The 24,238-nt window shown below is 54.5% G+C and carries 29 protein-coding genes and 1 pseudogene; 14 read left to right on the forward strand and 16 right to left on the reverse strand.

Annotated features, from left to right (window positions below; all coding sequences use genetic code 11):
* Positions 1 to 6 precede the first annotated feature (6 nt).
* Positions 7 to 432, reverse strand: coding sequence for a DUF371 domain-containing protein (locus ACYQ04_RS00840; RefSeq protein WP_460126812.1), 426 nt, complete (start codon positions 430 to 432; stop codon positions 7 to 9).
* Positions 433 to 548: 116 nt separating this feature from the next.
* Between ACYQ04_RS00840 and ACYQ04_RS00845 the strand changes: the two genes are divergently transcribed.
* Entirely contained in the window at positions 549 to 752 is a 204-nt protein-coding gene (locus tag ACYQ04_RS00845) for a 30S ribosomal protein S17e (RefSeq protein WP_042691737.1), read from the forward strand.
* 27 nt (positions 753 to 779) lie between these two features.
* On the opposite strand, the gene phr is transcribed toward ACYQ04_RS00845, so the two are convergent.
* Positions 780 to 1,373 carry a heat shock transcription regulator gene (gene phr, locus ACYQ04_RS00850; RefSeq protein WP_460126814.1) on the reverse strand — a complete coding sequence of 198 codons (594 nt, stop codon included), beginning with the start codon at positions 1,371 to 1,373 and terminating at the stop codon, positions 780 to 782.
* A 112-nt stretch (positions 1,374 to 1,485) separates the two neighbouring features.
* Between phr and thrC the strand changes: the two genes are divergently transcribed.
* Positions 1,486 to 2,667, forward strand: a complete 1,182-nt coding sequence (gene thrC, locus ACYQ04_RS00855) for a threonine synthase (RefSeq protein ID WP_460126816.1) — start codon at positions 1,486 to 1,488, stop codon at positions 2,665 to 2,667.
* Here thrC and ACYQ04_RS00860 read toward each other — a convergent pair.
* The 4 genes and pseudogenes from ACYQ04_RS00860 to rbcL form a co-directional block, all read right to left on the reverse strand.
* A pseudogene (locus tag ACYQ04_RS00860) lies at positions 2,647 to 2,958 on the reverse strand (thymidine kinase); the annotation flags it as partial. The gene thrC and the pseudogene ACYQ04_RS00860 overlap by 21 nt on opposite strands.
* A gap of 66 nt (positions 2,959 to 3,024) precedes the next feature.
* Positions 3,025 to 3,564 (reverse strand): hypothetical protein, encoded by a 540-nt coding sequence (locus tag ACYQ04_RS00865; RefSeq protein ID WP_460126818.1) that lies wholly within the window; start codon positions 3,562 to 3,564, stop codon positions 3,025 to 3,027.
* A 26-nt stretch (positions 3,565 to 3,590) separates the two neighbouring features.
* The gene (locus ACYQ04_RS00870; RefSeq protein ID WP_460126820.1) at positions 3,591 to 4,904 is read right to left on the reverse strand and encodes an HD domain-containing protein; all 1,314 of its coding nucleotides are present in this window, start codon (positions 4,902 to 4,904) and stop codon (positions 3,591 to 3,593) included.
* Between the two features lie 109 nt (positions 4,905 to 5,013).
* A complete protein-coding gene (rbcL, locus tag ACYQ04_RS00875) occupies positions 5,014 to 6,348 on the reverse strand; it encodes a type III ribulose-bisphosphate carboxylase (protein ID WP_460126822.1) in 1,335 nt (444 codons plus the stop codon).
* Positions 6,349 to 6,699: 351 nt separating this feature from the next.
* Here rbcL and hpkB point away from each other — a divergent pair, with 351 nt between their 5' ends.
* Positions 6,700 to 6,903 (forward strand): archaeal histone HpkB, encoded by a 204-nt coding sequence (gene hpkB, locus ACYQ04_RS00880; RefSeq protein ID WP_011251239.1) that lies wholly within the window; start codon positions 6,700 to 6,702, stop codon positions 6,901 to 6,903.
* Positions 6,904 to 6,929: 26 nt separating this feature from the next.
* On the opposite strand, the gene ACYQ04_RS00885 is transcribed toward hpkB, so the two are convergent.
* Genes ACYQ04_RS00885 through ACYQ04_RS00895 form a run of 3 tightly spaced genes read right to left on the reverse strand, consistent with a single transcriptional unit; the run spans position 6,930 to position 8,661 of the window.
* Positions 6,930 to 7,418, reverse strand: coding sequence for a metallophosphoesterase (locus tag ACYQ04_RS00885; RefSeq protein ID WP_460126824.1), 489 nt, complete (start codon positions 7,416 to 7,418; stop codon positions 6,930 to 6,932).
* Between the two features lie 2 nt (positions 7,419 to 7,420).
* Positions 7,421 to 8,332, reverse strand: a complete 912-nt coding sequence (locus ACYQ04_RS00890; protein WP_042693272.1) for a transcription initiation factor IIB — start codon at positions 8,330 to 8,332, stop codon at positions 7,421 to 7,423.
* A gap of 5 nt (positions 8,333 to 8,337) precedes the next feature.
* Positions 8,338 to 8,661 carry a Gar1/Naf1 family protein gene (locus ACYQ04_RS00895; protein WP_167913843.1) on the reverse strand — a complete coding sequence of 108 codons (324 nt, stop codon included), beginning with the start codon at positions 8,659 to 8,661 and terminating at the stop codon, positions 8,338 to 8,340.
* Between the two features lie 108 nt (positions 8,662 to 8,769).
* Between ACYQ04_RS00895 and ACYQ04_RS00900 the strand changes: the two genes are divergently transcribed.
* The 3 genes from ACYQ04_RS00900 (at position 8,770) to ACYQ04_RS00910 (ending at position 10,562) form a co-directional block, all read left to right on the forward strand.
* Positions 8,770 to 9,609, forward strand: coding sequence for a carbohydrate kinase family protein (locus ACYQ04_RS00900; RefSeq protein WP_460126826.1), 840 nt, complete (start codon positions 8,770 to 8,772; stop codon positions 9,607 to 9,609).
* 78 nt (positions 9,610 to 9,687) lie between these two features.
* Positions 9,688 to 10,200, forward strand: a complete 513-nt coding sequence (locus ACYQ04_RS00905; protein ID WP_460126828.1) for an NUDIX domain-containing protein — start codon at positions 9,688 to 9,690, stop codon at positions 10,198 to 10,200.
* 5 nt (positions 10,201 to 10,205) lie between these two features.
* Entirely contained in the window at positions 10,206 to 10,562 is a 357-nt protein-coding gene (locus ACYQ04_RS00910) for an Mth938-like domain-containing protein (RefSeq protein ID WP_460127240.1), read from the forward strand.
* On the opposite strand, the gene ACYQ04_RS00915 is transcribed toward ACYQ04_RS00910, so the two are convergent.
* Both ACYQ04_RS00915 and ACYQ04_RS00920 read right to left on the reverse strand, forming a co-directional pair.
* A complete protein-coding gene (locus ACYQ04_RS00915) occupies positions 10,552 to 12,006 on the reverse strand; it encodes a hypothetical protein (protein WP_460126830.1) in 1,455 nt (484 codons plus the stop codon). The two genes, ACYQ04_RS00910 and ACYQ04_RS00915, sit on opposite strands and share 11 nt — an antisense overlap.
* On the reverse strand, positions 12,006 to 12,767 hold the full coding sequence (locus tag ACYQ04_RS00920) for an ABC transporter ATP-binding protein (protein ID WP_460126832.1): 762 nt from the start codon (positions 12,765 to 12,767) through the stop codon (positions 12,006 to 12,008). The genes ACYQ04_RS00915 and ACYQ04_RS00920 overlap by 1 nt, the downstream gene beginning before the upstream one ends.
* A gap of 155 nt (positions 12,768 to 12,922) precedes the next feature.
* Between ACYQ04_RS00920 and ACYQ04_RS00925 the strand changes: the two genes are divergently transcribed.
* A complete protein-coding gene (locus ACYQ04_RS00925; protein ID WP_460126834.1) occupies positions 12,923 to 15,448 on the forward strand; it encodes a hypothetical protein in 2,526 nt (841 codons plus the stop codon).
* A gap of 2 nt (positions 15,449 to 15,450) precedes the next feature.
* Here the strand turns inward: ACYQ04_RS00925 and ACYQ04_RS00930 are convergent, their stop codons facing one another.
* Positions 15,451 to 16,125: a diphthine--ammonia ligase gene (locus tag ACYQ04_RS00930; protein ID WP_460127241.1), complete on the reverse strand. Its 675-nt coding sequence runs from the start codon at positions 16,123 to 16,125 to the stop codon at positions 15,451 to 15,453.
* Between the two features lie 92 nt (positions 16,126 to 16,217).
* Here ACYQ04_RS00930 and ACYQ04_RS00935 point away from each other — a divergent pair, with 92 nt between their 5' ends.
* The 6 genes from ACYQ04_RS00935 to ACYQ04_RS00960 are packed head-to-tail and all read left to right on the forward strand — an operon-like array spanning position 16,218 to position 20,951.
* Positions 16,218 to 17,516 carry a bifunctional L-myo-inositol-1-phosphate cytidylyltransferase/CDP-L-myo-inositol myo-inositolphosphotransferase gene (locus ACYQ04_RS00935; RefSeq protein WP_460127242.1) on the forward strand — a complete coding sequence of 433 codons (1,299 nt, stop codon included), beginning with the start codon at positions 16,218 to 16,220 and terminating at the stop codon, positions 17,514 to 17,516.
* Positions 17,517 to 17,559: 43 nt separating this feature from the next.
* Positions 17,560 to 18,708, forward strand: a complete 1,149-nt coding sequence (locus ACYQ04_RS00940) for an inositol-3-phosphate synthase (protein WP_460126836.1) — start codon at positions 17,560 to 17,562, stop codon at positions 18,706 to 18,708.
* A gap of 46 nt (positions 18,709 to 18,754) precedes the next feature.
* Positions 18,755 to 19,348 (forward strand): DUF4443 domain-containing protein, encoded by a 594-nt coding sequence (locus ACYQ04_RS00945; RefSeq protein ID WP_460127243.1) that lies wholly within the window; start codon positions 18,755 to 18,757, stop codon positions 19,346 to 19,348.
* Between the two features lie 4 nt (positions 19,349 to 19,352).
* Positions 19,353 to 19,988 carry an orotidine-5'-phosphate decarboxylase gene (pyrF, locus tag ACYQ04_RS00950; protein WP_460126838.1) on the forward strand — a complete coding sequence of 212 codons (636 nt, stop codon included), beginning with the start codon at positions 19,353 to 19,355 and terminating at the stop codon, positions 19,986 to 19,988.
* A complete protein-coding gene (locus tag ACYQ04_RS00955; RefSeq protein WP_042691685.1) occupies positions 19,979 to 20,497 on the forward strand; it encodes an RNA-binding protein in 519 nt (172 codons plus the stop codon). Before pyrF ends, ACYQ04_RS00955 begins: the two co-directional genes overlap by 10 nt.
* A 1-nt stretch (position 20,498) precedes the next feature.
* Complete coding sequence (locus ACYQ04_RS00960; RefSeq protein ID WP_460126840.1) at positions 20,499 to 20,951, forward strand: FAD synthase family protein; 453 nt, start codon at positions 20,499 to 20,501, stop codon at positions 20,949 to 20,951.
* A gap of 52 nt (positions 20,952 to 21,003) precedes the next feature.
* Here ACYQ04_RS00960 and ACYQ04_RS00965 read toward each other — a convergent pair whose 3' ends face one another.
* The 4 genes from ACYQ04_RS00965 to ACYQ04_RS00980 form a co-directional block, all read right to left on the reverse strand.
* Positions 21,004 to 21,330 (reverse strand): CopG family transcriptional regulator, encoded by a 327-nt coding sequence (locus tag ACYQ04_RS00965; protein WP_167913833.1) that lies wholly within the window; start codon positions 21,328 to 21,330, stop codon positions 21,004 to 21,006.
* Entirely contained in the window at positions 21,317 to 22,087 is a 771-nt protein-coding gene (locus ACYQ04_RS00970; protein ID WP_460126843.1) for a ParA family protein, read from the reverse strand. Before ACYQ04_RS00970 ends, ACYQ04_RS00965 begins: the two co-directional genes overlap by 14 nt.
* A gap of 26 nt (positions 22,088 to 22,113) precedes the next feature.
* Positions 22,114 to 23,349 carry a cell division protein FtsZ gene (gene ftsZ / locus ACYQ04_RS00975; protein ID WP_099212142.1) on the reverse strand — a complete coding sequence of 412 codons (1,236 nt, stop codon included), beginning with the start codon at positions 23,347 to 23,349 and terminating at the stop codon, positions 22,114 to 22,116.
* Positions 23,350 to 23,417: 68 nt separating this feature from the next.
* Positions 23,418 to 23,609, reverse strand: a complete 192-nt coding sequence (locus tag ACYQ04_RS00980) for a ribbon-helix-helix domain-containing protein (protein WP_042691673.1) — start codon at positions 23,607 to 23,609, stop codon at positions 23,418 to 23,420.
* Positions 23,610 to 23,768: 159 nt separating this feature from the next.
* Here ACYQ04_RS00980 and cgi121 point away from each other — a divergent pair, with 159 nt between their 5' ends.
* Positions 23,769 to 24,176, forward strand: coding sequence for a KEOPS complex subunit Cgi121 (gene cgi121, locus ACYQ04_RS00985; protein ID WP_460126846.1), 408 nt, complete (start codon positions 23,769 to 23,771; stop codon positions 24,174 to 24,176).
* The last annotated feature ends 62 nt before the right edge of the window (positions 24,177 to 24,238 follow it).

Here is a 24,238-nt window from a genome sequence, read left to right on the forward strand (position 1 = left end):
AAGCTTTTAAGCTTTTTCCTCGATTATGAGCTCGACCGTGACAATGGTTTCGGGGTTCCTGAGGAGCTCGACGAGCTCCCGCTTTATGTCCCTCGCGGACTTAGTAGCTTTTATCGCGAGGGTTCTGGCGTCTATGTAGTCGCTCTTCCTTACCACCATCGAAACCGGGCTTTCGAGCTTCAGCTCCGGGCTTCCATATGCGGTGAGCTCATCGGAAAGGTTTCCGGCGCGTATGACCACGCGGAGCCTCGCGCCCCTCCTGAGGGCACTCTTGAACTCCTCGCTCAGGTCGCTCAAAGCCCTGTCGGCGGAAACGCAGATTATGCAGTCTCCCCGGGGCGTTAGAAAGTCCTCGGTCGTTATCTCGAGCGTCGAGCGGTGAGTTGCCCTTACGTTCTCGTGCCCCCTGCAGTGGATTACCTCCCTCAGCATGGGTTGAGCTTTTCGTGGCACTATAAAACCCTTGGGTTTCCGGCGGTGTGGGAAAACTTTTAAAAGATGCCCTTGATTTGAGATACGGCCACAGGGTCAGGTTAGAGGTGATGGAAATGGGGAACATAAAGCAGACCTTCATCAAGAGGACCGCTCGCGAGCTCTTTGACAGGTATCCGGACAAGTTCACCAGGGACTTCGAGCACAACAAGAAGATGGTTCAGGAGCTCACCAACGTCACGAGCAAGACCATCAGAAACAGGATTGCCGGTTACATAACCAGGCTCGTCAGGATGAAGGAAGAGGGCAAGATACTTTAACGGCCCTCTTTATTCTCTATCCGCTTCCTAAAAGTCGTTCAGGTCTTCCACTATCTTCCTCGGAAGCCTCGGACCGAACTCGCGCATGAGCCTCTCGAATTCCCTCTCGTTCTCCTGGGCTATCCTCCTGAGGAGGTTCTCTATGTAGGTCTCTATGAGCAGTCTGACCTCTTCGAGCTCTTGCTTGGTTCTCAGGACCTCGTCAACGCGCCTCTCTATCTCGCCGAGGAACTGGAGGAGCTCCCCTATCTTCGTCTCAACGGGCTCTGTTGATTTTATGAGCTGTCTCGCCTGGGCGTATTCAGCGGTTTGCCTCGGCTTCTTCGGCTCGTACATCTCGGTGCCGAACGTGTAGGGGGTAAGCAGTACCTCAAGCCTGAAACCGCGCTTTATGGTGTAGTACTTCCTCGGCCTTCCTCGCGGTATCTTTTCCGTTCGGCCCTCAATGAGTCCTGCCTTTTCGAGGATTCTCAGGTGCTCAAGGACGGCTTTCTGTCCGACTCCGAGTTCCTGACTCAGCTCGCTGACGAAGTATGGTCTCTTGGTGAGAAGGATGAGAATCCTTCGCCTGGTTTCGTTTCCGAGTATGTCGAGCAGTTTTCCCATCTCGCCCGATTCCATGCTCTCACCCCCTTTCCCTAACTTGAAGTTAGAAAATATCCTTTAAACCTTTTTCGGTTTAAAAGCTGAATTTAAAAACCCACCTTATCCTATGTAAACCAAGGTGGTTGAGATGTTCGAGGCAAAACTCGTCTGCACCCACTGCGGTGCCGAATACCCGCTCGCTTCCGGAATCTACAAATGCCCCAAGTGTGGCGCTCCGCTCGATGTTACCTACCACTACGACGACATAGCGAACCTAATTGAGGACGACGACCCCTGGTTCAGGGAGAGCCCGCACGTCTGGAAGTACTGGATGTTCCTTCCGGTTTCGAACCTCAAGAGAATCGTCACGCTCAACGAGGGCGGAACGAGGCTTTACAGGCTCAAACGCCTTGAGGAGAAGCTCGGCTTTGGAAAGCTCTACGTCAAGTACGAGGGCGAGAACCCGACGGGAGCCTTCAAGGACAGGGGTTCGAGCGTCGAGATAACCAAGGCCCTGGAATTCCACGCGAGGAAGGTTATAGTGGCATCGACAGGCAACATGGCGGCGAGCGTTTCCGCCTACGGCGCCAAAGCCGGACTCGAGGTTACCATTGTCGTCCCCGAAGGAACGCCCGGGGAGAAGCTCACTCAGGCGAAGATGTACGGGGCGAAGGTCGAGGTCTTCGGGAAGACCTACGATGAAGCTTTGGCGGAGGCCGAGCGGAAGGCTATGGAGGAGGACTACTACCTGACGGGCAACTACCACTACCGCGTCGAGGGGCAGAAGACGACAGGCTTCGAAATCCTCGACCAGCTCCGCTACAACGTCCCGGACTGGATTATCGTTCCGATAGGGGCCGGAACCCACCTTCGCGCCATCTGGAAGGGCATCAAGGAGTTCCACAGGGTCGGCCTCGTTGAGGACCTGCCGAGGATTGCCGGGGCACAGATAGAGGGCTACGACGCGATAGTGAGGGCCTGGAAGACGGGCAAGCCGATTGAGAAGGTCCAGAAGAAGGTTCCGACGATAGCGAGTGCCATAGCGGTTAAAAAACCTGTCGACGGCGAGAACGTGATAAGGGCCGTGAGGGAAAGCGACGGCCACCTTGACACGGTCACCAACAGTGAGACGGCGGAGGCCGGCATGCTCCTCGGAAGGGAGGGAATCTTCGTCGAGCCGTCCTCGGCAACGGCCCTCGCCCTCGCCAAGAAGATGCGTGAGGAGGGAGTAATAGACAAAGACGAAACCGTGGTTGTAGTTGCAACCGGACACGGCCTCAAGGACGTGAAGACGTGGGAGAGGGTTCTCTCAGGGGACTTCGTGATGTAACCTGCACCTCGCCTCGTAGCTTTCCTTTCCTCCCACCATTATTACCGGCGAGTCCCTTGGGGCCGGCTTTCCGTCTATCGGCCTCTGACTTCTCGTCGCCGGCCTTCCGCAGACCGTGCAAACTGCAGTAAGGTAAACTATGTTGTCTGCCCTGACGGGGAGCCCCTTCATTACGGGAAACGGTTCGGCCTTGAAGTCGAGGTTCAGACCGCTTGCTATGACGTAAACGCCATCGTCGGCGAGTTCGTTGAGCGTGTCAACGATACCCATCGGAAAGAACTGAACCTCATTGTAGTATGCAAGGAGGCGTTTATAGGAACTTTGAATTGAATTCCATCCGGTAATGAAGAGTAGAGTTTAGAGGGATAACTCAAGAAACTCATCGAGGTATCTATCTAATATAGACTTGATTTCTCCTTTGGAATAGTTAGGCTTTAGTTTGTGAACCTTATCCACAAGCACGTCTCTATCTGTAATACCCTGTTCATATAGGTAAATTGCAGTAGCTAAAATCGAGAGTTCTCTGGTGTTAAGTTTTCCAAAGCCTTCAAGTATTTTATCTATGGCTTGAGTGTTAATATTGCGTTCTGTTAAAATAATGCCCTTTGTATCTTCAGGTAAGATCCTGTATCCATAATATCCACTACCATAGTCAATCCATTCGATCCGCACGGTACCATCATGTTTCAAATATGTTAAATCCAAGTCCACAACAGACGAATACGGACCAAAATGATAAAGTTGGTAATCTGGCACATCAACTATCTTTTTCACAGTTAACAGATACATTAACTTTTGGAATTTGGTCTTCCCGAGAGGTATCCCATCCTGGGCAAGCTTCGAAATTAAATATTGCTCCACTAACAATCTTTTTTTAACCATCCTACGTCCCCCCATTAATTCTACAAATGCATAGAGGATATTTAAGACTTTTCTTTTTGACGCTTAGTGATATCACTCACAATATTTTTAGCGGCGGTCACATAATTAGGATCCACATATATATTAATCTTTTGAAAGTGAAGTTCGCTTAATTTTAAAACAAGGGGTGAATACATTGAAAGGGGGTATAACTCATCTTTTTTCATCCCCATGATATAAATCTCTTCTCCACGCTCTTGCTTGTACCATCCCCGAGACCCCGAATATTTAAAATATTTAATATTCCTTTCCTGAAGTTTTGTTTCAATTTTCTCGATGAGTTCTAAATCCGAATCATTAGGGGTCTCCATAGTAGAATAAACCAATCTAAAATGATTCCTATCCACAATTGCCGCACAATGTGGGCATTGTTTTTTATATTCTCTGAACTTTACCCATGCATAGTAGTCATCCCAGTGCAAAAATTCCTCAAGCTCTTGTTTTGACTTTGGTTGGGGAAATGTGTTCTCACCAGTTTCTTGTTTCAACACGAACTTGAGAGCCTCTTGAATATGGTAATTATATGCAAGCCTTGTTTTATGAAAGTACACCTGAGTGTACATTAGGTACCGTGATAGAAGTAAAGATTCAGCAGCATGCCATCCTCCCTTTTTGATGGCGATAATCAGGTCGTCGTTACCTTCCATTTTATTCTTTGCAATAGTCATGCTCTCAAGGATCCTATGGTAATCATAAATGCCATATTTAACCCCCGTATAATAAGAATCCCTCAACAAGTAATCCCCACGGTCAGCATCTAGTTGACTGGAGATAAGCAGTTTCCAAAAATATTCACCTTTACGAATCCCTTGAGGATCACCTTTTTTTAGTAAAGAGCTAATTTCTTCTGCAGTTATCTCAAATTCATTAAGTTCATTATTGGCTAAGATTTTATCAAAAAATGTATCGATAATTTTTGCAGAATAGTCCTCATGCTTGTGTCCATTAGGCAATAATTCTTCGGCACTATGAGAAAATGGACCATGACCAATGTCATGAAGTAATGCTGCTAATCTAATGACCTGCCTATACCTTTGAATATCCCCATCGTTGTCTATATATTCGTAGTCTTTCAAGAGTTTCATATTTTCTTCATCCTGGATTATAGCATCAAACATCAAAGTAGCTAAATGCATGACCCCAATAGAATGCTCAAATCGGGTGTGATTAGCGCCGGGATATACAAAGTTTGTAAGACTAAGTTGTTTTATTCGTCTTAGCCTCTGAAATGGCTCCGAATCAATAATAGCACGTTCTAACTTAGTTAATTTGATAGTTCCATATATTGGGTCTCTAATTTCATAAAATCTTGGCATTCACTTCACCATATGACGATAGAAACAATTATTTTAAAAATATTGCTGTGGTATTTTTCATTAAAAAGTTTGAAAAGTAAAGTAAATAGTGTAAAAGTAATTTGCAAACTCAGACCGGTGTGACGTGGCCCCACTTCTCGAGGGCGCGAGCGAGCTCCTTATGGGTCTTGGCGTACTCGTCGAGTGGAATGCCCTCCATTATGGCGTCGATGGCCTGCCTCGCGGCCATTGCTCCCGCCCTTGGTCCATCGGGGTGGCCCATCGTTCCGCCACCGAGCTGGAGGACGAGGTCGGTTCCGAGGGTCCTTATGACGGGCTCGATGTTGCCGGGGTGAAGTCCACCGGAGCTCGTCGGGAAGACGGGCTTCATGTGGTAGAACTTCTGCTCCATGTGAATGACGTCGTTCTCCTCCGGCTTGTAGTGGCTCTCGGTGATTATGCGCTTGTTCTGAATGACGTCCCACTTGCCACCCTCGAGCTTTCCGACGCCGGCCGTTCCGATGTGGAGCTGGTCAACGCCGATGACGCGGAAGAGCTTGGCCAAGACGAACATCGAGATGCCGTGCTTGGGGTTCCTGTCGAAGGCCGCGTGCATTGCCCTGTGGGCGTGTATGGCTATGCCGTAGTCCTCCGCCAGGTCGCGGATGTACTCAAGCGCTCCCCAGCCGGTTATGACGACGTCGACCATCGCGTGCGGATTTCCGAGGTCGGCCAGGATTTCCAGCCTTCTCTCCATCTCGCGAATGTCGGCGGTGATGTTGGCGAACCAGGTCTTCTTCTCGCCGGTCTCGTTCTCGACCTTCTCCATGACCTTCGTTATCCTCTCGGCCCTCTCCTCGAAGCGGTTGTACCAGGGGCTCGTTATGTTCTCGTCGTCCTTGAGGAAGTCCGCTCCACCGGAGAACAGCTCGTAGGCAAGCTTTTCAACCTCCTCAGGGGAGTAGCCGACCTTGGGCTTGGGGACGACGCCGTAGAGGGGCCTCTTCTCGATGCCGAGCTTCTTCCTGACGCCCTTGATACCGAAGGCCGGCCCCTTGAAGTCCCTGAGGAACCTCTCTGGAAGGTAGAGGTCCTCGAGGCGGAGCCACTCGACGCGCTTCATTCCGAAGACGTTGCCCGCGACGCTCGCGAGGAAGCCTGGCATGTTCCACTCCTCGAAGATGTGAACCGGGTAGGCTATCCTGACTATCCACTCGTTATCCCCCACCTGAACGAAGTCGTAGGCCTTGGCCGACATGTCGGCCCAGCGCTCCTGCTCGTACCAGGGGTAGAGGGTCGTCCAAGTTCCCGTCGAGCTCTCTGCCGCTACCGCCCCAGCGGCCTGCTCGATTGTAAAGCCCTTCGCTGGGGTTACCCTAAAAACGGCCACGACGTCTCTCTTCTTGTTCGGCTCGTAGCCCTTGTCCACGTAGTAGTCGTATATCTTGTCGAACTTCTCGACCATTCGCAACACCTCCTTGGTAAACACTATATATCATCCATGACTATAAAAACCCTACTGGCAAATTTTGAGGATTGATGGACTGGTTTTTACATAAGTGAAGCTCTTTTTGAAGGATTTTCGGGCCACCGCAGGACTTTTGGAGCGTTCTCTGGCCATTTTTAATCTTCCCTTGTGGGTTGTCATTTCCGTGTAAAATAGTGATGGGCCCGACGGACTCGGAATTCTCGACGATTAACTGAAATCCCGCCGATAGGCCCACCCAGAGGCCTCCGTTTCCGAAAGGTTTATATAGGCCTTCGCTCCTAGAATAGAACGCAGAAACCTGCAAAAAGAAAGTAGGAGGTGTTGTGAATGGCTGAGCTTCCAATTGCCCCGGTTGACAGGCTTATAAGGAAGGCCGGCGCCGCCCGCGTCAGCGAGGAGGCCGCCAAGGTCCTCGCCGAGCACCTTGAAGAGAAGGCCCTTGAGATTGCCAAGAAGGCCGTCGCCCTCGCCCAGCACGCCGGCAGGAAGACCGTCAAGGCCGAGGACATCAAGCTTGCCATCAAGAGCTGATGTCCTTTTCCCGTTCTCTTTTCCGTTTACCAGAGCTTGACCCTTCTAACGGTCGGCTCTTTTCCGGGCTTTAGAACCGCGAAGCCGGCCTCGTCCCACCTTGGAAACGTCGGCGAACCCGGATTCAGGAGGTAAACCCTTCTTCCGTAGACGCTGAAAGAATCGAAGTAGAAGCGGTGGGTGTGGCCGAAGACGAGTAGGTCAACCTCCATGTCGAGGGCCTTCAGGCTTAAAAACTGCGCGTTTAGACTTAGAAGCTGATGCCCGTGAATCACGCCGATTCTCATTCCTTCGACTTCAATGGTCTCCTCCTCCGGAAGGTTGAGGTGGTCAACGTTTCCCCGGACCGCTATCACGGGCGCTATCTCCTCAAGGGTCTCAAGGGCTTCCGGTGACGTTACATCGCCGGCGTGGAGAATGAGCTCTGGATTAATCTCCTCAAGCTTCTCCAAAAGGGGAATTGGGAGGGCCTTTGCCTTGTCCCCCACGTGGGTGTCGCTTAAAACCGCTATCATCGTCACATCGGTACGTTTATACCGAGCTTCTCTACGAGCTCCTTGTACCTGTTCCTGACGGTGACCTCGGTGACGTGCGCGACCTCAGCCACTTCCCGCTGGGTCTTCTTCTCGCCCTCAAGGAGCGAGGCAACGTAGAGCGCCGCCGCTGCGAGTCCGGTTGGGCCCTTTCCGCTGGTTATGCCACGCTTTATGGCCTCGCGGAGGATTTCCTTCGCCCTCTCCTTGGTTCTCGAGCTGACGCCGAGGGCGTCTCCAAAGCGGTCAACGTACTCTATCGGGCTCGTCGGGCGGAGGTTCAGGTTGAGACCCCTCGCAAGGAAGCGGTAGCTCCTCCCGATTTCCTTCTTCGTAACCTTTGAAACCGCTGCAATCTCATCGAGGGTCCTTGGAATGCCCTCCATCCTGCACGCTGCGTAGAGAGCGGCAGAAACCATGCCCTCTATTGACCTTCCACGGATTAGCTTCTTCATGACAGCCTTCCTGTATAGAGAAGCCGCTACCTCCTTGACGCGCCTCGGGAGGCGCATCTGTGCCGCCATCCTGTCGAGCTCGCTCAGCGCGAAGGCGAGGTTTCTTTCCGCGGCGTCGTTTATGCGCATCCTTCTCTGCCACATACGGAGCCTTCTCATCTTGCTCCTGTACATTCCCGTTATCTGGTTGCCGTGTATGTCCTTGTCGCGCCAGTCTATATCGGTCGAGAGGCCCTTGTCGTGTATCATCAGCGTCATCGGCGCGCCGGTCCTTGCGCGCTTGGCCCTCTGGTCCGGGTCGAAGGCCCTCCACTCCGGCCCCTCATCGACGACGTTCTCCTCGATGACGTAGCCACAGACCTTGCAGACTATCTCACCCCTCCTGGGGTCGTATATAAACTCGGTTGACCCGCACACGGGACAAACCCTTTTCGGAGTAATCGCTCTCACCCCCTTCTCCTGGGGGCGGGGCGAGAACGCTTGGGCCTCTTAGAACCCTTAGAGCCTCTGACTTTAGCCTTTTTACCCGGCTTTTTATCCTTCCTCCTCTTGTCCACGTACAGAAGAGCACCGACGTACCTCTCGGGGTCCTTAACACGGGGTTTAACGGCAACATAGGGGTAATTAACGGGACCAAAAACATCCTTAACAATGCCTACCGGCTTCAAATCCTTGTCAACGACGGGCTCATTGAGCGATGGAACCCAGTTCGTTCTGACTATGAGGAAGCCCTGCTTCGCGTAGTGAGAAACCTTCCCTAAGCGCTTCATAGCCCCACCCCAAAACGACATCTCCTTTTAAACTTTTCGCTTTTCCCCTTAAAAGCCTTTCGGTAATTTGGGAAAGGTTTTTAATATGCACTCACAAACAGTATAAGATTGGGACTGGTAAAAATGAAGTGCCTCGTCGTCGGCCACGTCGTCAGGGATGTAATAAGGCGCGGTTCGAAAATCGAGGAGAGACTCGGTGGCGGTGCCTACTACTCCGCCCTGGCACTTTCGCGCTTCTGCGACGTTGAGATTCTCACGAGCTTTTCCCAGCTCCCCGAGGAGTGGATTGACGAGCTCCGCTCCCTGGGCAAACTGAACGTTCTACCCTCCGATGAAACAACTTCCTACGAGCTGACTTACCTGGACTCCAACAGGAGGGAGCTGAGGCTGATTTCACGCGCCTCCCCCATTACAGAGCTCCCGGCCCGGAGGTACGATGCCATAATCCTCAACCCCGTTGCCAACGAGATTCCAGAGGGCATCGTGAGGGAAGCTCTAAACCGGGCAGGGCTCGTCTCGGCCGACCTCCAGGGGTTCATACGCTCTCCCGAGAAAGGCCCGGTGAGGCTCATCGAGCGCGACGGGTCGTTCCTTAAGGGGGTTGATATTCTGCACGCCGACGTCGCGGAGTTCCCCCACGTGAACCTTGACCCCGGCTCAGTTGGTGTTCTCCTCCTATCGGACGGTCCGAACCCGGGAAAGGCTTACCTCCACGGGAGGCCATACCGCTTCGTTCCGCTGAAGGTTGACGTAGATGAATCAACGGGCGCGGGAGACGTCTTCCTCGGAGCTTTCACCGATTTCTACCTGGAATGTCCATTCCTTCAATCCCTGAAGCGGGCCGTCGCATTTACGGCGCTGTTCCTCCAGTATCGCTCGGTGGATTTCAGCCTCGATGAGGTGAGCGAGCTCGCAAGGGGTGTAACCGTTGAGGCTTTAAGTGATTAGACATAACTTCAACCGACCGATGATGAAACGTCAGCACGCTGAACGCTGATGAGAAGGGACTTCCCTGAGGTGAAAAAGATGGACCGTTACGTTCTGCTCGTTAAAGCCCCGAAGGGGGCTGAGGTAAGCGAATTCCGCGAGGAGGTTAAGGCCCTCGCAGAAAAACACGGCCTCAAGGCTGAGCTCCACCGGTGCATAGGCTTAACCGTCGATGGTGTCATACTCTATCGGGGCGGTGTCGTTCTCATAAAGCGGAAGCACGAGCCCTTCAAGGACTTCTACGCCCTCCCCGGCGGTTTCGTCGAGTACGGCGAGACCGTTGAAGAGGCCCTGAAGAGAGAGATGAAGGAAGAGACTGGCCTGGACGTCAGAATCCTCAAACTGGTGGGCGTTTACTCCGACCCTGGCAGGGACCCGAGGGGACACACCGTTTCGGTCGCCTTTCTCTGCATCGGCGAAGGGGAACTTAAAGCCGGTGACGATGCGAAGGAAGTCCACGTCGTCCCGATTGACGAGGTTGAGAAGCTTCCGCTGGCCTTTGACCATGCGAAGATTTTGAGGGACGCACTGCACTCAAAGGACTGCTGGTGAGTGCCATGAAGCTCGAATATCCCTCCTTCGGGAGGATAGTGGTTGACGGAAAAACATATGAGCACGACATCGTGGTTTATCCGAGCGGAAGGGTTGAGAAGAGGAAGAAGTGGCTGAGCAAAAACAAACACGGGACGAGCCACAAGCTTGACCCCGACGAGCTCAGGGAGTACCTAACTGAGGACTTCGAGGTTCTAATCGTCGGCACCGGCTACTACGGCTACCTCTCGCTACTCCCCGAGAGCAGGGAGCTTGTCAAGGACAAGAAAGTTTATGAGCTCCCCACCGGGGAAGCGGTGGAGCTATTCAACGAGCTCAACGAAAAGAAAAGAGTCCTTGGAATCTTCCACGTCACCTGCTGAGGTGCCAGAGCAACAGCGCATCGACGAGAAGCACGAAGGGGAGCGAGAGGAACCACTCAACGTACCACAGCTCCGCTGTAGCTCCAATTATCAGCCCGTTTGCGAACAGGGCGAGGAGCATCTTTTTCCACGTCGTCTGGGGTAGTGCCACCTCCTTGATTCCCCAGTAAAAGATTGTCAGCGTTGTTCCTGCTGTCGCTACCGGCAGGAGGAGCGCGAGGGGAAGGACCTTCAGTGAGCCCGGGTTCATGAGCGAGAGACCCAGAACCGCCAGCAGGCCCGCAGTTACCGGAACGGCGGTCATCGTCACGAGCTTGCCCCTCAGAAACGTCCTGAGGCTCAGCGGGAGCGAGTGAAGGACTTCAAATGCCCTGCCGTCTATTTTCAAAACGGCGTCTATCGCTATCGCTGAAGTCCAACCAATCGCCAAGATAAAGCCGAGGGCCGAGTCCTCGCTTCCCGACTTCAACGCACCTGCGAGGGATGGGATTATGACCACAACGGGCATCAGAAGGCCCGTTAGAAGGGACGTGTTCCTCGTTGCTATCTTGAAGTCCTTGAGCGCCAGCGCCAGGGCCGGGCTGTGGAGCGAGAGCCTCGCCTTACCGCCTCTTCTCTCAGTTGCCGTTCCCTCGCTTATCCTTCTCCAGAGTCTCCTGACTGTTGAAACGTAGACCACTCCAACCACAAGGCCGTAAACGGCCAGAAGGCCGAGCGAGAGGAGGGGCTTCTCGACGGTCGCTACCGAGAAGGGATATGCCATGGAATACTTCTCGAAAACGCCCTTAAGCGCCTCGTAGTGGCTTGCAACGTAGCGCTGGAGGTAGTTCAGGCCATAGAAGAGGGACATCATGAGGAGTATCCCAAAGGCCTTGAGGGCCGTCTTTAAGCCGGAGAACTTCCCGCCAGAGGCCTTTCCAAACCTGTCGTAGATGAGCAGGCCGAGGGTATGGCCGAGCATGGCCCCCATTAACGCCCAAGCGAGGCCGAGGACTCCAGCAACGGGCCCGAGCTTGAGAGATAAGGCCACTGCCGGAGGGAGGAGGAAGAGAACCGATGGGAGCTGTGTAATCAAAAGCATTACGCTGAGGTACTTCCCGCCGACGCTAACCGGGAGCGAGAGTAAGGGTTCAAAGAGGCCGAGCGAGACCGCGTACTGGGCCGTAACGGCCGTTCCATAGAGGGCCATTATCAGCGGGAGCATGCAGTAGCTCGCGTAGATTACCGCCGAGCCTGAGGGGTCCTTGACGTAGTAGACGCCCGGAAAGAGCATGAGGCCGAAGATGCCGAAGAGGATTGACTGGCTCAGCAGGGTTCTCTTGAGGCTCCCGCTCCGCTTGAAGGCCTTGATGAACTTGTTCCAGTCCGTTGAGAGCTGGGGATTTGCCTTGAGCCTCCTGTAGGTCATCTCTCGGTAGAGGACGTTTACTATCTCCCACTCCATCAGAAGGCCTCCCTTAGGGCCCTGACAAGGGAGCTTACCTCCTCCTGACTCTCGGTCAGCTTGAGGAAGACGTCCTCAAGGCTCTCCTCGTGGGCGAAGCGCTTGAGCTCCTCAGGGGTTCCCTCCGCTATCAGCTCGCCGTTGTAGATTATGCCTATTCTGTCACATAACGCCTCGGCAACGGCGAGTATGTGCGTCGAGAAGACTATGCTCTTTCCCTCCTCCTTGAAGCCGTTGAGGAGCTCCTTCATTATGCGCGCGCTCTTGGGGTCGAGGCCGTTGATGGCCTCGTCGAGGATTAGGGCCTTCGGGTCGTGGAGCAAACCGGCTATTATCGAAACCTTCTGCTGGGTTCCAAAGCTGAGCGTTCCTATCAGCTCGCCGAGATATTCCTCGATTCCGAAGGCCTTCACGAGCCTTTCAACACGCTTCTCAAGCTCCCCCTTTGGAATTCCCCTTATGCTCCCCACGAAGGAAAAGAACTCCATCGGGGTCAGGCTCTCGTAGAGGACCGGCGTCTCTGGTATGTAGCCGACTATCCGCTTGACTTCAATCGGGTTCTCGGCGACGTCTATTCCCTCAACGAGGACTTTTCCTTCGCTCGGGGGAATAATCCCGGCCAGAATCCTCATCGTGGTGCTCTTACCGCTCCCGTTTGGGCCCAAGAGGCCGTAGATTTCGCCGTCGTGGACGGTGAAGGAAATTCCCTTGAGCGCAACCTTCCCGCCGAAGCGCTTGACGAGGTTCTCAACCTCTATCACACCACCACCCGGGGTAAATTCTGCACTTTCTTTAATAACTTTTCTGTGTGAAGAGACATTCATGAAAAGCCCTAAATAGAATGAGTGCCTACTACCTACAGTCCAAACCTGTGTGGCTTTCTTTTCTTGCCGAGGTTTGGGTTGGAGGTGTGTATATGAGAAAATTCTCACGGGTTTTGCTCCTCCTTCTTCTGACAGGGTTAGTGCTGGCTGGCGGTTGTCTCGGCGGGAACGGCATCGGTGTTCCGACCGGAACTGGGGAAGACGATACCGGAAGCTCACCTCCTGAAGATGCCGGAGCGCACTCTGAGACCGGTTCTTCGACTGACACTACAACCATAACCGAAACGCCGACTGAAACGCAAACCGACACCGGAACCCAAACCGAGACACCAACGCCAACCGAGACGCCCTCATCGAACACGAGCCTTCAGTACGACGAGGATGGAAAAGTTCTCTGCGATGAAAGCTCGGACCCCGATTCCGGTTGCGAGGCCGGGGAGACCAACGGGAACGGAACCGGGCCGGGCTTCTCGATAGGACTTCTCAACGTCACGCTCGAGCCTGTGATAATCCCCGTTTACAGGCTCACCGTCAACCTAACCTACGCCGGTCCAATCTGGAGCGACGCCTTCGAGCCGAACGGGAAGGGTATAGAGCGGGTCTCGCTCCTAACGTCCTCAACCGACCCCGGAAGGAGCGTTAAATTCACGATAACCTTCGAGAACGAGAGCCTGGCCAACGCCTACGTTCACATCCCGGTTTTCATAGACCTCTCGGGCAGGAAGTACACCTACCAGCCGACGGTTCTCCGCTTTGATGAAGGCGACGAGTTCGGGAGAATCTGGGAGCTCCACCTTTACTCCACGGGCTTCACCCTCTACGAGCTGACAGGAGAGGGGCCGGTTGAAGTGGGGGCCGGAAACGTCCAGCTCGACGGAAGGCGCGTTAGCTTCACCGTTGAGAACTTCTCGGAAATTTTCCCCGACAGGGTTTACCTCAGAATCTACGGGAGCACGATGGCCGACAAGAGCCCGAGCCTCGTCTATCCCTACACCGGGAGCTTCGTAATCGAGGCCGGGAAGGGCTGGATTGACTACTACTCGCCGGCTAGCTTCTTTACTGGGGAAGGCAAGCTCTACATGGAGGCGAGGGGCTACGACCTGATGATAAGGGTCTATCTCGACGACCGCAAGTACCGCGACATGATGCCGATGAAGGTCTTCTTCGACAGCACCGACAACGGTAAAGCTGACTGGATTGCCTACGTAGACGAGGACTCCTTCAAGTTAAGGGACGCGCACGGAAGCGTCTACCGCGAGGGGGAGGTTAAAACTTACATCGAAAACGACAGGCACGTCGTCGAGTTCACCATCGAGAACTTCTTCTCCCTCGTCCCCTGGCGCTACTTCCGCCTCTGGTTCTCGGGCCAGGTCTATGCTCCCTCGATGAAGCCCCGCTTCCCGTCTCATAGCAACCTGTGGGTGAACGCCACCAACGGGCTCAGCATAGAGAAAGACGTCGACCGCTACCTTGTCATCGTCGTCGAGGACGTCTACATAAAGGGCAACAAGGACAGCGCGGAGGGCGAAATACAGCTCGTCTCATGGGCCTTCCCTGTTTACTGGGAGCACGAGAACGACCTGAACTGGAAGTACGGGCCGATTTACGCCGTCGGCTATCCGGCAAAGCGCTGGGTCGAGGCGGACGACCACAGCCGGCTTTTATACCACGACGAGAGGGCGATAAGCGTGAGCTACCCCTTCATCAACGGCTACCCGATTTTCGCGATGCCCCTTGACGAGGTTAGGGAATACCGGAAAATTTACGTCCATACAGCTGGCTGGGACATCGACAGCCCCGGAAAGTATGTAACGCTCGGGGCTGGCTTCCTCGTTGATACGGCCCTGGGCCTCGCCACCGGCGAAATCGGAACCGCGATGAAGTACGGCTACAACGGGGTCATGTTCATCAACCAGCTCGTCACCGGAGAAAGCGCGAGCGAGTTCTACGGCTCAAGGATTCTGGCCGTTTTCGGGACCGAACCTGATATGGTCGGCTACTCCGGCTACGCGATAGACGCGAGGGCCGATTACAGCGACGGCGTGCTCGTTGAGGTCTGGTCAACGGACGGCAACATGAGGGTTACCTACCTCGTCCAAACCGTTGAAGTCCCGAGGACGCTCCGCTACAACACCCTTCAGGCCTACCTCGACACCGTTCAGTTCACGAAGGACACGGAGCTCGGCGACGACGAGTACTACCTCTACGCGAGCGGGTTCATCTCCTTCAAGCAGGAGGAAGTGGACGTTCCCGATATAACGGCCGAGAGGACTACGGGAATGGCGCCGGTTCAGCCCGTCAATAGGTATCCAAAGTCGGGCGTGCTCTCGGGCAACAGGTTCACCACGAGACCGCAGATTCTGATTATTGGCCACACGAGGGCGGACGTGCCGTTCCTCTACCTCGAATACGACGGCTGGGAAGAGGATGCCGGAAACTGGGGCAACGATGACGACCCGATGGGGCAGGTTTCCATAACGCTCCTCTTCGACGATGACTACTTCGACTGGGAGCCGGATTCGGCGATTCCGACCAAGGAGTGGAGCCTTGAGTTCCCGAGCTGCGGCGTTTCGGGCGGTTGCTCGAAGGCGTGGTTCCGGGTCAGGGTGAAGCCCTGACTTTACTTTCTCTCAAGGTGCGCCCTCTTCACCTCAAGCACCCCCGAATAGTTGCACTCGTTCCACTTCTTCTCGACTTTATCAAACACTATGCGAGCCTTGAAGAACGGCGCGTCGCGGACGAAGGTCTCGAACTCACCGCCTTCCCCGGCGACGTGGATTTTGTACCTCTCGTGGAGCTTTACTAACTCCTCCAGGGCCTTTTCGTCAATCCTCCGCCCGAGCCAGCGCTCGTCCAACCCGTAGGCCGAAACTCCGACCATCACGATGTCGAAGATTCCAATCAGCTCGCGCATGTAGTCAACGGGGTTCCTGTGCCAGGCCGGCGCGAAGCTCTCAAGGCCGAGTTCCTTCGCGACCCTGTCAACCCTCCGCTTCTGGTACTCGCTGGCCAGAGCGCCGGCAACGACGCCGTCAATCTTCAGGCCCTCGAGGACGGCCTTCATGTCCTCAACTTCCTTCTCCTTCTCGCCACTCGTGAACCCCTTGACGAGCGGAATCCCTATCGCCCTCGCCTGCAGTTCCGTGAGGTGAATGTTGGGCACGTGGTACATGTAGCTGTCTTCCCTCTCGCTCACCATCGAGATGAGGTACTTTACCTCGAATCCCTGCTTGAGCGCCCAGTAGAGGGCGTAGTTCGAGTCCTTGCCCCCCGAGTAAAGGACCGCCACGCGCATTTCCACCACCGAAAGCTTTAAATTACCTTCGGTTAATTTAATCTTGGTTCTCTTGATGGGGCCTCTTCGAGGACCTTAAAAAGGTGATGTCGATGACTCCAAAAACGGCAGTGATTCTCGCGGCCGGCCTTGGGACAAGGATGGGCGGAAAGCCCAAGGGACTCGTTAGAGTCGCCGGAAGGGAGATTCTGTACCGAACGATGCACCTCCTCCAGAGGAACGGCGTTGAGAGGTTTGTAATCGTCACCAACGAGAAGTACGCGCCCCTTTACCGCGAGTTCGTTGAGAGGAACGGCTTCAACGCCGAGCTCGTGATAAACCCCGAGCCCGAGAAGGACAACGGGCACTCACTCCACCTCGCCAAGGGCCACATCTCCGGGCGGTTCGTCCTCGTCATGAGCGACCACGTCTACAGCGAGGCCTTCGTTGCTGAGGCTATAAAGGGAAACGGCCTCATAGCGGACCGAAGGCCGAGGTGGATTGACGTTGACGAGGCGACGAAGGTTAGGGTGAAGGACGGCAGGGTCGAGCGAATCGGAAAGGGCCTTAAGGACTGGGACGCGGTTGATACCGGCTTCTTCGTCCTCGACGACGAGATTTTCAAGGTAACGGAGGAGCTTGAAAACGAGAAGAACGGTGACTACTCACTCAGCGAGGTCGTCGGGCGTGCTAGGCTTCCGGTTACCTTCGTCGACGGTCTAGGCTGGACCGATGTGGACACGCCGGAGGAGCTAAAGAGGGCTCGAAAGATGCTCGTCTTCACGGCTGTCAAGGGGACTGGTGACGGATTCATCAGCCGACACCTCAACAGGAAAATCTCGACGAGAATCAGCTATCTCCTCGTTGAGAGAGTCACCCCAAACCAGATGACAGTCGTTACCTTCGCCCTTGGCGTGCTCTCGGCCTTCCTAACGCTCGTCAGCCTGCCTTTAGCTGGAATCCTCTACCAGCTGAGCTCAATCCTCGACGGCGTTGACGGCGAGCTCGCGAGGGCCCAGCTGAGGACGAGCAGGCTCGGCGGCTACGTGGATTCAATCCTCGACCGCTACGTTGACGGCTCTTTCCTCGCGCTCTTAGCTTACTCGGCTCTGAAAGAGCCCCTCTGGTATCTGGTCGCGCTCTTAGCTCTGCTCGGTTCGGTCATGGTGAGCTACTCGACCGAGCGCTTTAAGGGGGCCTTCTGCAGGGACGCCTACCGGGAAGTCCCGGCACTCAGAAAGCTCCCCGGAAAGAGGGACGAGAGGGTCTTCCTGACGATGTCCTTCCTGCTCGTTCCTTCGGGCCTCGCCGTCAGGGCACTCTTCGCGCTCCTCGCAGTCCTAACGAACCTCCGCGTCGGGGCGACGGTTTACCTCGTATCCAGAAAGGTTTCGCGACCAAAAACTATTTAACCACTGTAAAATATTTGAGAACAACGAAAAGGAGGTGGGTGTAATGGTCAGGGTTGTTATACTCGGCCAGGGTTACGTTGCAAGCATATTCGCGAGCGGTCTTGAGAAGATAAAGGCAGGAAAGCTCGAGCCCTACGGCGTCCCGCTGGCGGACGAGCTCCCGATTAAGATTAAGGACATTGAAATCGTCGGTTCCTACGACGTTGACAAGGCCAAGGTCGGCAAGGACCTTTACGAGGTCGTCAAGGCCTACGACCCGGAGGCCCCGGAGAGCCTCAGGGGCATCACCGTCAGGAAGGGAATACACCTCGGAAGCCTCAGGAACCTCCCGCTTGAGGCTACCGGTCTAGACGACGAGATGACCCTCAGCGAGGCCGTTGAGCACCTCGTCAACGAGTGGAAGGAGCTCAAGCCTGACGTTTTCGTCAACGTCTGCACCACCGAGGCCTTCGTCCCGTTCGAGAAGAAGGAGGAGCTTGAGAAGGCCATCGCGGAGGACAGGAAGGACAGGCTCACAGCTACCCAAGTCTACGTCTACGCCGCCGCCAAGTATGCCAAGGAAGTGGGCGGTGCGGCCTTCGTCAACGCGATTCCAACTCTCATCGCCAACGACCCGGCCTTCGTCGAGCTCGCGAAGGAGAACAACCTCGTTATCTTCGGCGACGACGGAGCCACCGGCGCCACCCCGCTGACGGCTGACGTCCTCGCGCACCTCGCCCAGAGGAACAGGTATGTGCTTGACATCGCTCAGTTCAACATCGGCGGAAACAACGACTTCCTTGCCCTGACCGACAAGGAGCGCAACAAGAGCAAGGAGTTCACCAAGAGCTCCATCGTCAAGGACCTCCTCGGCTACGACGCCCCGCACTACATCAAGCCGACCGGCTTCCTTGAGCCCCTCGGCGACAAGAAGTTCATCGCCATGCACATCGAGTACGTCAGCTTCAACGGCGCCCACGACGAGCTCGTCATCACGGGCAGGATAAACGACAGCCCTGCCCTCGCTGGTCTGCTCGTCGACCTCGTCAGGCTTGGAAAGATTGCCATCGAGAAGAAGGCCTTCGGAACCGTCTACGAGGTCAACGCCTTCTACATGAAGAACCCCGGCCCGAAGGAGATGCACAACATCCCGCGCATCATCGCCCACGAGAAGATGCGCGCCTGGGCCGGACTCCAGCCCAAGTGGCTCTGACGGCAAGCTTTTAACTCCCTTTTCCTACTTTTCTCGGTGGGTGAGGATGAGCTGGAAGAGGGGAGCGTATCCTGAGTTCACGATTGAAGACGCGGTCGCGGTTCTGTTCCTGATGAAGAATCCCGTTGGGAGGAAGACGATTTCGGAGCTCCTTGGCATAGGGGAGGGAAGCGTCAGGACGCTTTTGAGAAAGCTCTCGTGGAAGAAACTCATAGAGTCCTCCCAGAGGGGCCACACCCTCAGCGAGAAAGGCAGGGAGCTCGTTGAGAGGCTTTCCCGGGCCTTTTCCGAAGTTCACACTGTTGGAAGGGTTGAGGGGTTTCCTGCCTACGCCCTAATCGTAAAGGACCCTCCCGAGTTCAAGAGCATCGAGCTTCGCGATGAGGCAATAAGGTTCTTCGCCAAGGGTGCGATGATTCTCGTCGTTAAAAACGGGGAGATAGTTTTCCCGGAGGACGGCAGGCCCCTGCGGGAGACCATGCCGGAGCTGGCTGAGAAGCTCTCCGTTCTTGGGCCTGATGATGGAGACATGGTCGTCGTTACTTGGGCCGAGAACCCGGCTGACGCCATGAAGAGCGCCTACCACGTGGCGGTTTTCCTCAAGGACGTTCCCGATGAGATAAAGTCTCTCGTGAGGTGAGAGCTTGAGCAGGCTTATACTTGCCCTTGACGTCTACGAGCGCGAGAGGGCCCTTGAGATAGCCCGCGAAACGGCGGACTACCTCTGGGCGATTAAGGTGAACTGGCCCCTCATCATCGGTTCCGGACTGAGCATAATCCCCGAACTCAAGGAGGAGACCGGCCTTCCGGTCATAGCCGACCTCAAGCTCGCGGACATTCCAAACACCAACCGGCTTATAGCGGGGAAGGTTTTCGAAGCGGGGGCGGATTACATCATAGCGCACGGCTTCGTCGGGAGCGACAGCGTTGAGGCGGTTATGGAGCTCGGGAAGACGATAATCGTCGTCGAGATGAGCCATCCGGGGGCGAGGGAGTTCATACAGCCCGTGACGGATAGGCTAATAGAGCTCGCCAACCGGCTCGAGCCCTTTGGGATCATAGCTCCGGCCACGAGGCCCGAGCGTGTCAATTACATCCGCTCGAGGCTCAAGCCTGGAATCAAAATCCTAACCCCCGGAGTCGGGGCGCAGGGTGGAAAGGCGGGCGAGGTTTTAAAGGCCGGTGCCGACTACATCATCGTGGGCCGTTCGATTTACGCGAGCGATAACCCGAGGGAGAGCGCGAGACGGATTTACGAGGAGGTGAGAGCGTGGAGCTGAAGGTCAAGCACCCCCTCAGCAAGAAGGAGGTAAAGGCCATAATCCGCGAGATGGCCGAGATTTTCGGCGAGGAGATAGCCGAGAAGATGCTGAGCAAGAAGGACCGCGTTGAAGTGGCTGAGTTCGACAAGACCACCGAAATCCTTCTCGTCAACGGAAAGCCCTTCTTCATACGGAGAAAGGGCCTGATTTTCCCGCTTGTCATAGCGCTCTACGAGCTGTCCAACGAGGAGGACTTGAGGAAGTGGCCGAGGCGCGTTGTCGTTGACGAGGGGGCGGTTCCATACATCATCAACGGTGCAGACGTAATGGCCGCGGGCATAGTTGATGCCGATGAGAACATCAGGGAAGGAGATTTCGTCTTCGTGGTTGAAGAGCAGTACGGAAGGCCACTCGCGATAGGCATAGCCCTCATGAGCGGTAAGGCGATGAAGGAGAAGCCCAAGGGGAAGGCAGTGAAGAACATCCACCACGCCAAGGATAAAATCTGGAACGTCACGGTGGGATGAGATGGAGGAATCTAAAGGCCGGAGAATCCGCGTTTTAGCCGGTGGAGTCTTTGACATCCTCCACGTCGGGCATATACACTTTTTGAAGCAGGCGAAAGAGCTGGGCGACGAGCTGATAGTCATAGTCGCCCACGACGAGACCGTCAGGAGGAACAAGCGGAGGAACCCGATAAACCCAGCCGAGGACAGGGCGGAACTGCTGAGGGCGATAAAATACGTGGACGAGGTTTACATTGGCTCGCCCGGAGGGATAGACTTCGAACTCGTGAGGCGCATAAACCCGGACGTGATAGCAATTGGTCCCGACCAGAGCTTCAACTGCGAGAAGCTCAAGGAGGAGCTGAGGAAGCACGGCATAAACGCTGAGGTAATACGAGTTCCCTACCTCTACAAGAGCGACCGGGCGAAGACGAGCAAGATAATAAGGAGAATAGTCGAGGAGTTCTGCGAGTGAAGGACTTATTTTATTCGCCTGATTTGACCTCACCCGGGGTGGGGCCCTGAGTTCAGGGTCTCAGTTTTGAGATGTAATCGCGAAGGAACTCGGGGTCCTCCCTCTTCACGGCGCTTAAAAGCTCCTCGAACTTCTTCTCCCCGAGGGCAAGGCGGAGGTAGTAGTAGAGGTTGACAGCATCTTCAACGATGGCGCTCTGCCTTCTCCCTTCCTCGGCGTAGAGCTGGATGAGCTTCATGTTCATGTCCCTGCTGATGTAGAGGGTCTTCTGCATCTTCTCCTTCTTCAGGTCGGGCTTTTTCTTGGGCTTCGGCTTCGTCGGCTTCGTGAGCTCGTCTATCGAGCCGTCAAAGAGCTTTGGAATTTTATCCCTCGGCAATCTCAACCACCTCTTTCGCGAGCTTTAGGAAGGCCTTCGCGGCGCGACTCTTACCGTCGAACTCGAATATGCTCTTACCCTCACTTTGGGCCTTCTCGAGGGCTATCGCCTTCGGAATCGTCGTCAGTATCGGCGCGTCCGGATAAGTCTCCTTGAGCTCCTTGAGGCGGAGCTTCGGAACCTTGGTCTGCCTTGTGAACTTGTTGGGAACCAGTCCGAGCAGTTTGAGGTTCTCGTTGGTTTCCTCGCGAATCATCCTCATGAGGTTGAACATGAGTTGCATTCCTATGACACCGAAGTAGCTGAGCTCGAGCGGGATGAGCACGTAGTCGGAAGCCGTCAGCGAGTTGACGAGGAAGATTCCCATGCTCGGCGGGTTGTCTATTAGAACGTAGTCATAGTCGGGCAGAATTGGTAGTAGGGCCTTTTCAAGCCTCCTCTCGCGGTTGTAGGCGTTGATTATCTCGATTTCCTTGGCCGAGAGGTTTAGGTGGCTCGGAATGAGGTCAAGGTTTTCCCGGACGCTTATCAGGCTCTCATCAATTTCGCTCTCCCTTGTCATGAGCGTTCCAACGTGCCTCTCGGCGTAGTCGAGGACTTTCATACCGATTAAACCAAAGGTTAGGTTGAACTGCGGGTCAACGTCAACGAGCAGGACCCTCTTGCCCATATCAGCCAGGGAGTAGCCGAGGTTCATCGTCAGGGTTGTCTTCCCGACTCCCCCCTTCTGATTGGCAACGCTGATTACCACTGCCATGGTTTTCACCCGATGAGTTAAAAGAGTCAGGAAAGGTCCTCAAAGTCGTCAAGGACCCTGCTCACGTAGGTTGGAAGCCCACCCTTTGACTCTTCCCTCCTGGCTATCGTCTTGTAGAGCTTGTCCTCGAAGGATTCGAAGGTCTTCTTGGGCTTTGCCGGCAGGAGGGACTCCTTTGGTGCGAGCTGGAGTGCCGTTTCGCCTCCGAGAATGTGTGGACTCTTGACGCCGGTCATTATCACCATGGCCCTGACCATCTTGCCCATATCCTCGTCAATCCTTGCACCCCACTTGATTTCGCTCTTCTCGCCGAGCTTCTCGTAGACGATGTTCATGGCCTCGTTAATCTCACCAAGGCTGACGTCCGGGCCAACGGTGAAGTGGACGAGGGCCTTCTCACCGCTTCCGTACTCGACGTCGAGGAGCTTGTTCTGGAGGGCGTTCTTGACGGCGTCAACGGCCCTGTTGCTCGAATCGCTCTCGCCTATTCCAATCAAAGCCGCTCCACCGTTCTTCATAACGCTGTAAACGTCCGCGAAGTCGATGTTCACCATCGACGGGAGCTTAATCGTCTCGGTTATGCCCTTGACCATCCTGGCTATTATCTCGTCGGCGAAGCGGAAGGCCGCGTTTATCGGCAACTTGGGAACGAGCTGGAGGAGCTTGTCGTTCTCGATTATCACAACGGTGTCCGAGTAGTAGAGAAGGGCCTTTATTCCTGCCCTCGCTTTCTCAATTCTCAGCTTGCCCTCGTTCTTGAAGGGGAACGTTACAACGCTCACGACAAGGGGTTCTCTAAACCTACCGTTGTGCCTGGCGCGCTCCTTGATGACCCTTGCCACAACAGGCGCCGCCCCGGTTCCGGTTCCGTTGCCCATTCCGGCGGTTATGAAGACGAGGTCAGCGTCACCGATGGTCTCGGCAATCTCATGGGCACTCGCCTCGGCGGCCCGGTAGCCTATCTCGGGGTCTCCACCTGAACCCTTACCCTGGGTTATCTCCTTACCGAGGAGGAGTTTTTTATGGGCCTTCGCGTGCTTCAGCGCCTGCGCGTCGGTGTTCATCGCTATGAGCTCCGCGCCCTGGACGCCGAGCTCGTACAGGCGCGTTATGGTATTGTTACCGGAGCCACCAACACCAACGATTACAATCTTTATCAAGTCGTCGTCATCCTCCATGAGACTCTCTTCCATCTTTGGCCTCTTTGGCTCGTCGTCGAGGTCTATCTTTATTCCCGCCTGCTCAAGCAGTTTAAACACCATCGCCCCAACCCCCATGTTAAGTATGGCGTGGGTTTAATGCCCTGATTTAAAACCTGATTTAAAGCGGCTTATTTTATGATGTAGTCAGGCGTTGAGCGGTTTTCAGTCTCAAGGCGGTACAGTTCCTTTTTCAGAAGCTCGCGTATAGCCTCGCGGATGATTTCACTTCTGTTGGGGTAAACACCCTTTTTAACGAGCTGGTCCATCGCGTTTATGAGCCCCTGCGGGAGCTGGACGCTTATGATTCTCATCCTGCTCATTCCTGCACCACCACGTTCATTAAGCCGCTGGAGTAGATAGTGATTAATTAGTTAAATACTTTGTGCTTTGGTTTTAATATTATGATAATATTAATTTCAAAAATTTTTTGAAAAACTCTTTTAAGGTTCGAATCTAAACGAAAAGATGGTGGTTCGAGAGTGATTCGCGTAACGGATGGAGTGTTCATTACGAGGGTTTTGGTTCGAAACGTTGAGGCGGTCCTTCCTTACCTTGGGAGTGACGTTCAACTGGTGAATACCAACTGTTGGAGAGCCGTTGCGTTCGCCTCGATACTGGCTTTGAGGGCTTTTGAGCGAAAAACCAACCATGCAAAGACCCTAGGGGGAGAACTGCTCCTTCGCTTGGCTGGAACACTCCAGATTAAGGATGCGATAATGGAAGTGGGTGTGAAACCTGGTGAGAATTATCTCGTCGTCTTTGGGGACGAGGCTGACACGAAGCGTGTCCTTGAGGACCTTGGATTGGAAGAGCTTCCCATCGATGAGTGCCCCGACGAAATCGCGAAAACTTTTTTTGAAAAATCAGCCCTCGTCGAAGTTTTGTAGGTGAAATTTCCCTTGTTCCAACGTTTGGTTAAGGATAGGTTTATATACCGCCCCTTTTACAC

The sequence above is a fragment of the Thermococcus prieurii genome (assembly GCF_054657655.1).

What these genes read in the sequence shown, in the direction of transcription:
- ACYQ04_RS00940 (WP_460126836.1), top strand. Translation starts at nt 17,560, where the DNA reads ATGGTCAGGGTTGTTATACTCGGCCAGGGTTACGTTGCAAGCATATTC.
- ACYQ04_RS00945 (WP_460127243.1), top strand. Translation starts at nt 18,755, where the DNA reads ATGAGCTGGAAGAGGGGAGCGTATCCTGAGTTCACGATTGAAGACGCG.
- ACYQ04_RS00915 (WP_460126830.1), bottom strand. Translation starts at nt 12,006, where the DNA reads ATGGAGTGGGAGATAGTAAACGTCCTCTACCGAGAGATGACCTACAGG.
- ACYQ04_RS00980 (WP_042691673.1), bottom strand. Translation starts at nt 23,609, where the DNA reads ATGAGCAGGATGAGAATCATAAGCGTCCAGCTCCCGCAGGGGCTCATA.
- phr (WP_460126814.1), bottom strand. Translation starts at nt 1,373, where the DNA reads ATGGAATCGGGCGAGATGGGAAAACTGCTCGACATACTCGGAAACGAA.
- ACYQ04_RS00885 (WP_460126824.1), bottom strand. Translation starts at nt 7,418, where the DNA reads ATGATAGCGGTTTTAAGCGACACCCACGTGGGGGACAAGGCAAAGGCC.
- ACYQ04_RS00870 (WP_460126820.1), bottom strand. Translation starts at nt 4,904, where the DNA reads ATGCCAAGATTTTATGAAATTAGAGACCCAATATATGGAACTATCAAA.
- ACYQ04_RS00925 (WP_460126834.1), top strand. Translation starts at nt 12,923, where the DNA reads ATGAGAAAATTCTCACGGGTTTTGCTCCTCCTTCTTCTGACAGGGTTA.
- ACYQ04_RS00935 (WP_460127242.1), top strand. Translation starts at nt 16,218, where the DNA reads ATGACTCCAAAAACGGCAGTGATTCTCGCGGCCGGCCTTGGGACAAGG.
- ACYQ04_RS00910 (WP_460127240.1), top strand. Translation starts at nt 10,206, where the DNA reads ATGAAGCTCGAATATCCCTCCTTCGGGAGGATAGTGGTTGACGGAAAA.
- ACYQ04_RS00840 (WP_460126812.1), bottom strand. Translation starts at nt 432, where the DNA reads ATGCTGAGGGAGGTAATCCACTGCAGGGGGCACGAGAACGTAAGGGCA.
- hpkB (WP_011251239.1), top strand. Translation starts at nt 6,700, where the DNA reads ATGGCTGAGCTTCCAATTGCCCCGGTTGACAGGCTTATAAGGAAGGCC.
- ftsZ (WP_099212142.1), bottom strand. Translation starts at nt 23,349, where the DNA reads ATGGTGTTTAAACTGCTTGAGCAGGCGGGAATAAAGATAGACCTCGAC.
- rbcL (WP_460126822.1), bottom strand. Translation starts at nt 6,348, where the DNA reads ATGGTCGAGAAGTTCGACAAGATATACGACTACTACGTGGACAAGGGC.
- ACYQ04_RS00895 (WP_167913843.1), bottom strand. Translation starts at nt 8,661, where the DNA reads ATGAAGCGCTTAGGGAAGGTTTCTCACTACGCGAAGCAGGGCTTCCTC.
- ACYQ04_RS00930 (WP_460127241.1), bottom strand. Translation starts at nt 16,125, where the DNA reads ATGCGCGTGGCGGTCCTTTACTCGGGGGGCAAGGACTCGAACTACGCC.
- thrC (WP_460126816.1), top strand. Translation starts at nt 1,486, where the DNA reads ATGTTCGAGGCAAAACTCGTCTGCACCCACTGCGGTGCCGAATACCCG.
- ACYQ04_RS00960 (WP_460126840.1), top strand. Translation starts at nt 20,499, where the DNA reads ATGGAGGAATCTAAAGGCCGGAGAATCCGCGTTTTAGCCGGTGGAGTC.
- ACYQ04_RS00845 (WP_042691737.1), top strand. Translation starts at nt 549, where the DNA reads ATGGGGAACATAAAGCAGACCTTCATCAAGAGGACCGCTCGCGAGCTC.
- ACYQ04_RS00905 (WP_460126828.1), top strand. Translation starts at nt 9,688, where the DNA reads ATGGACCGTTACGTTCTGCTCGTTAAAGCCCCGAAGGGGGCTGAGGTA.
- ACYQ04_RS00865 (WP_460126818.1), bottom strand. Translation starts at nt 3,564, where the DNA reads ATGGGGGGACGTAGGATGGTTAAAAAAAGATTGTTAGTGGAGCAATAT.
- ACYQ04_RS00970 (WP_460126843.1), bottom strand. Translation starts at nt 22,087, where the DNA reads ATGGCAGTGGTAATCAGCGTTGCCAATCAGAAGGGGGGAGTCGGGAAG.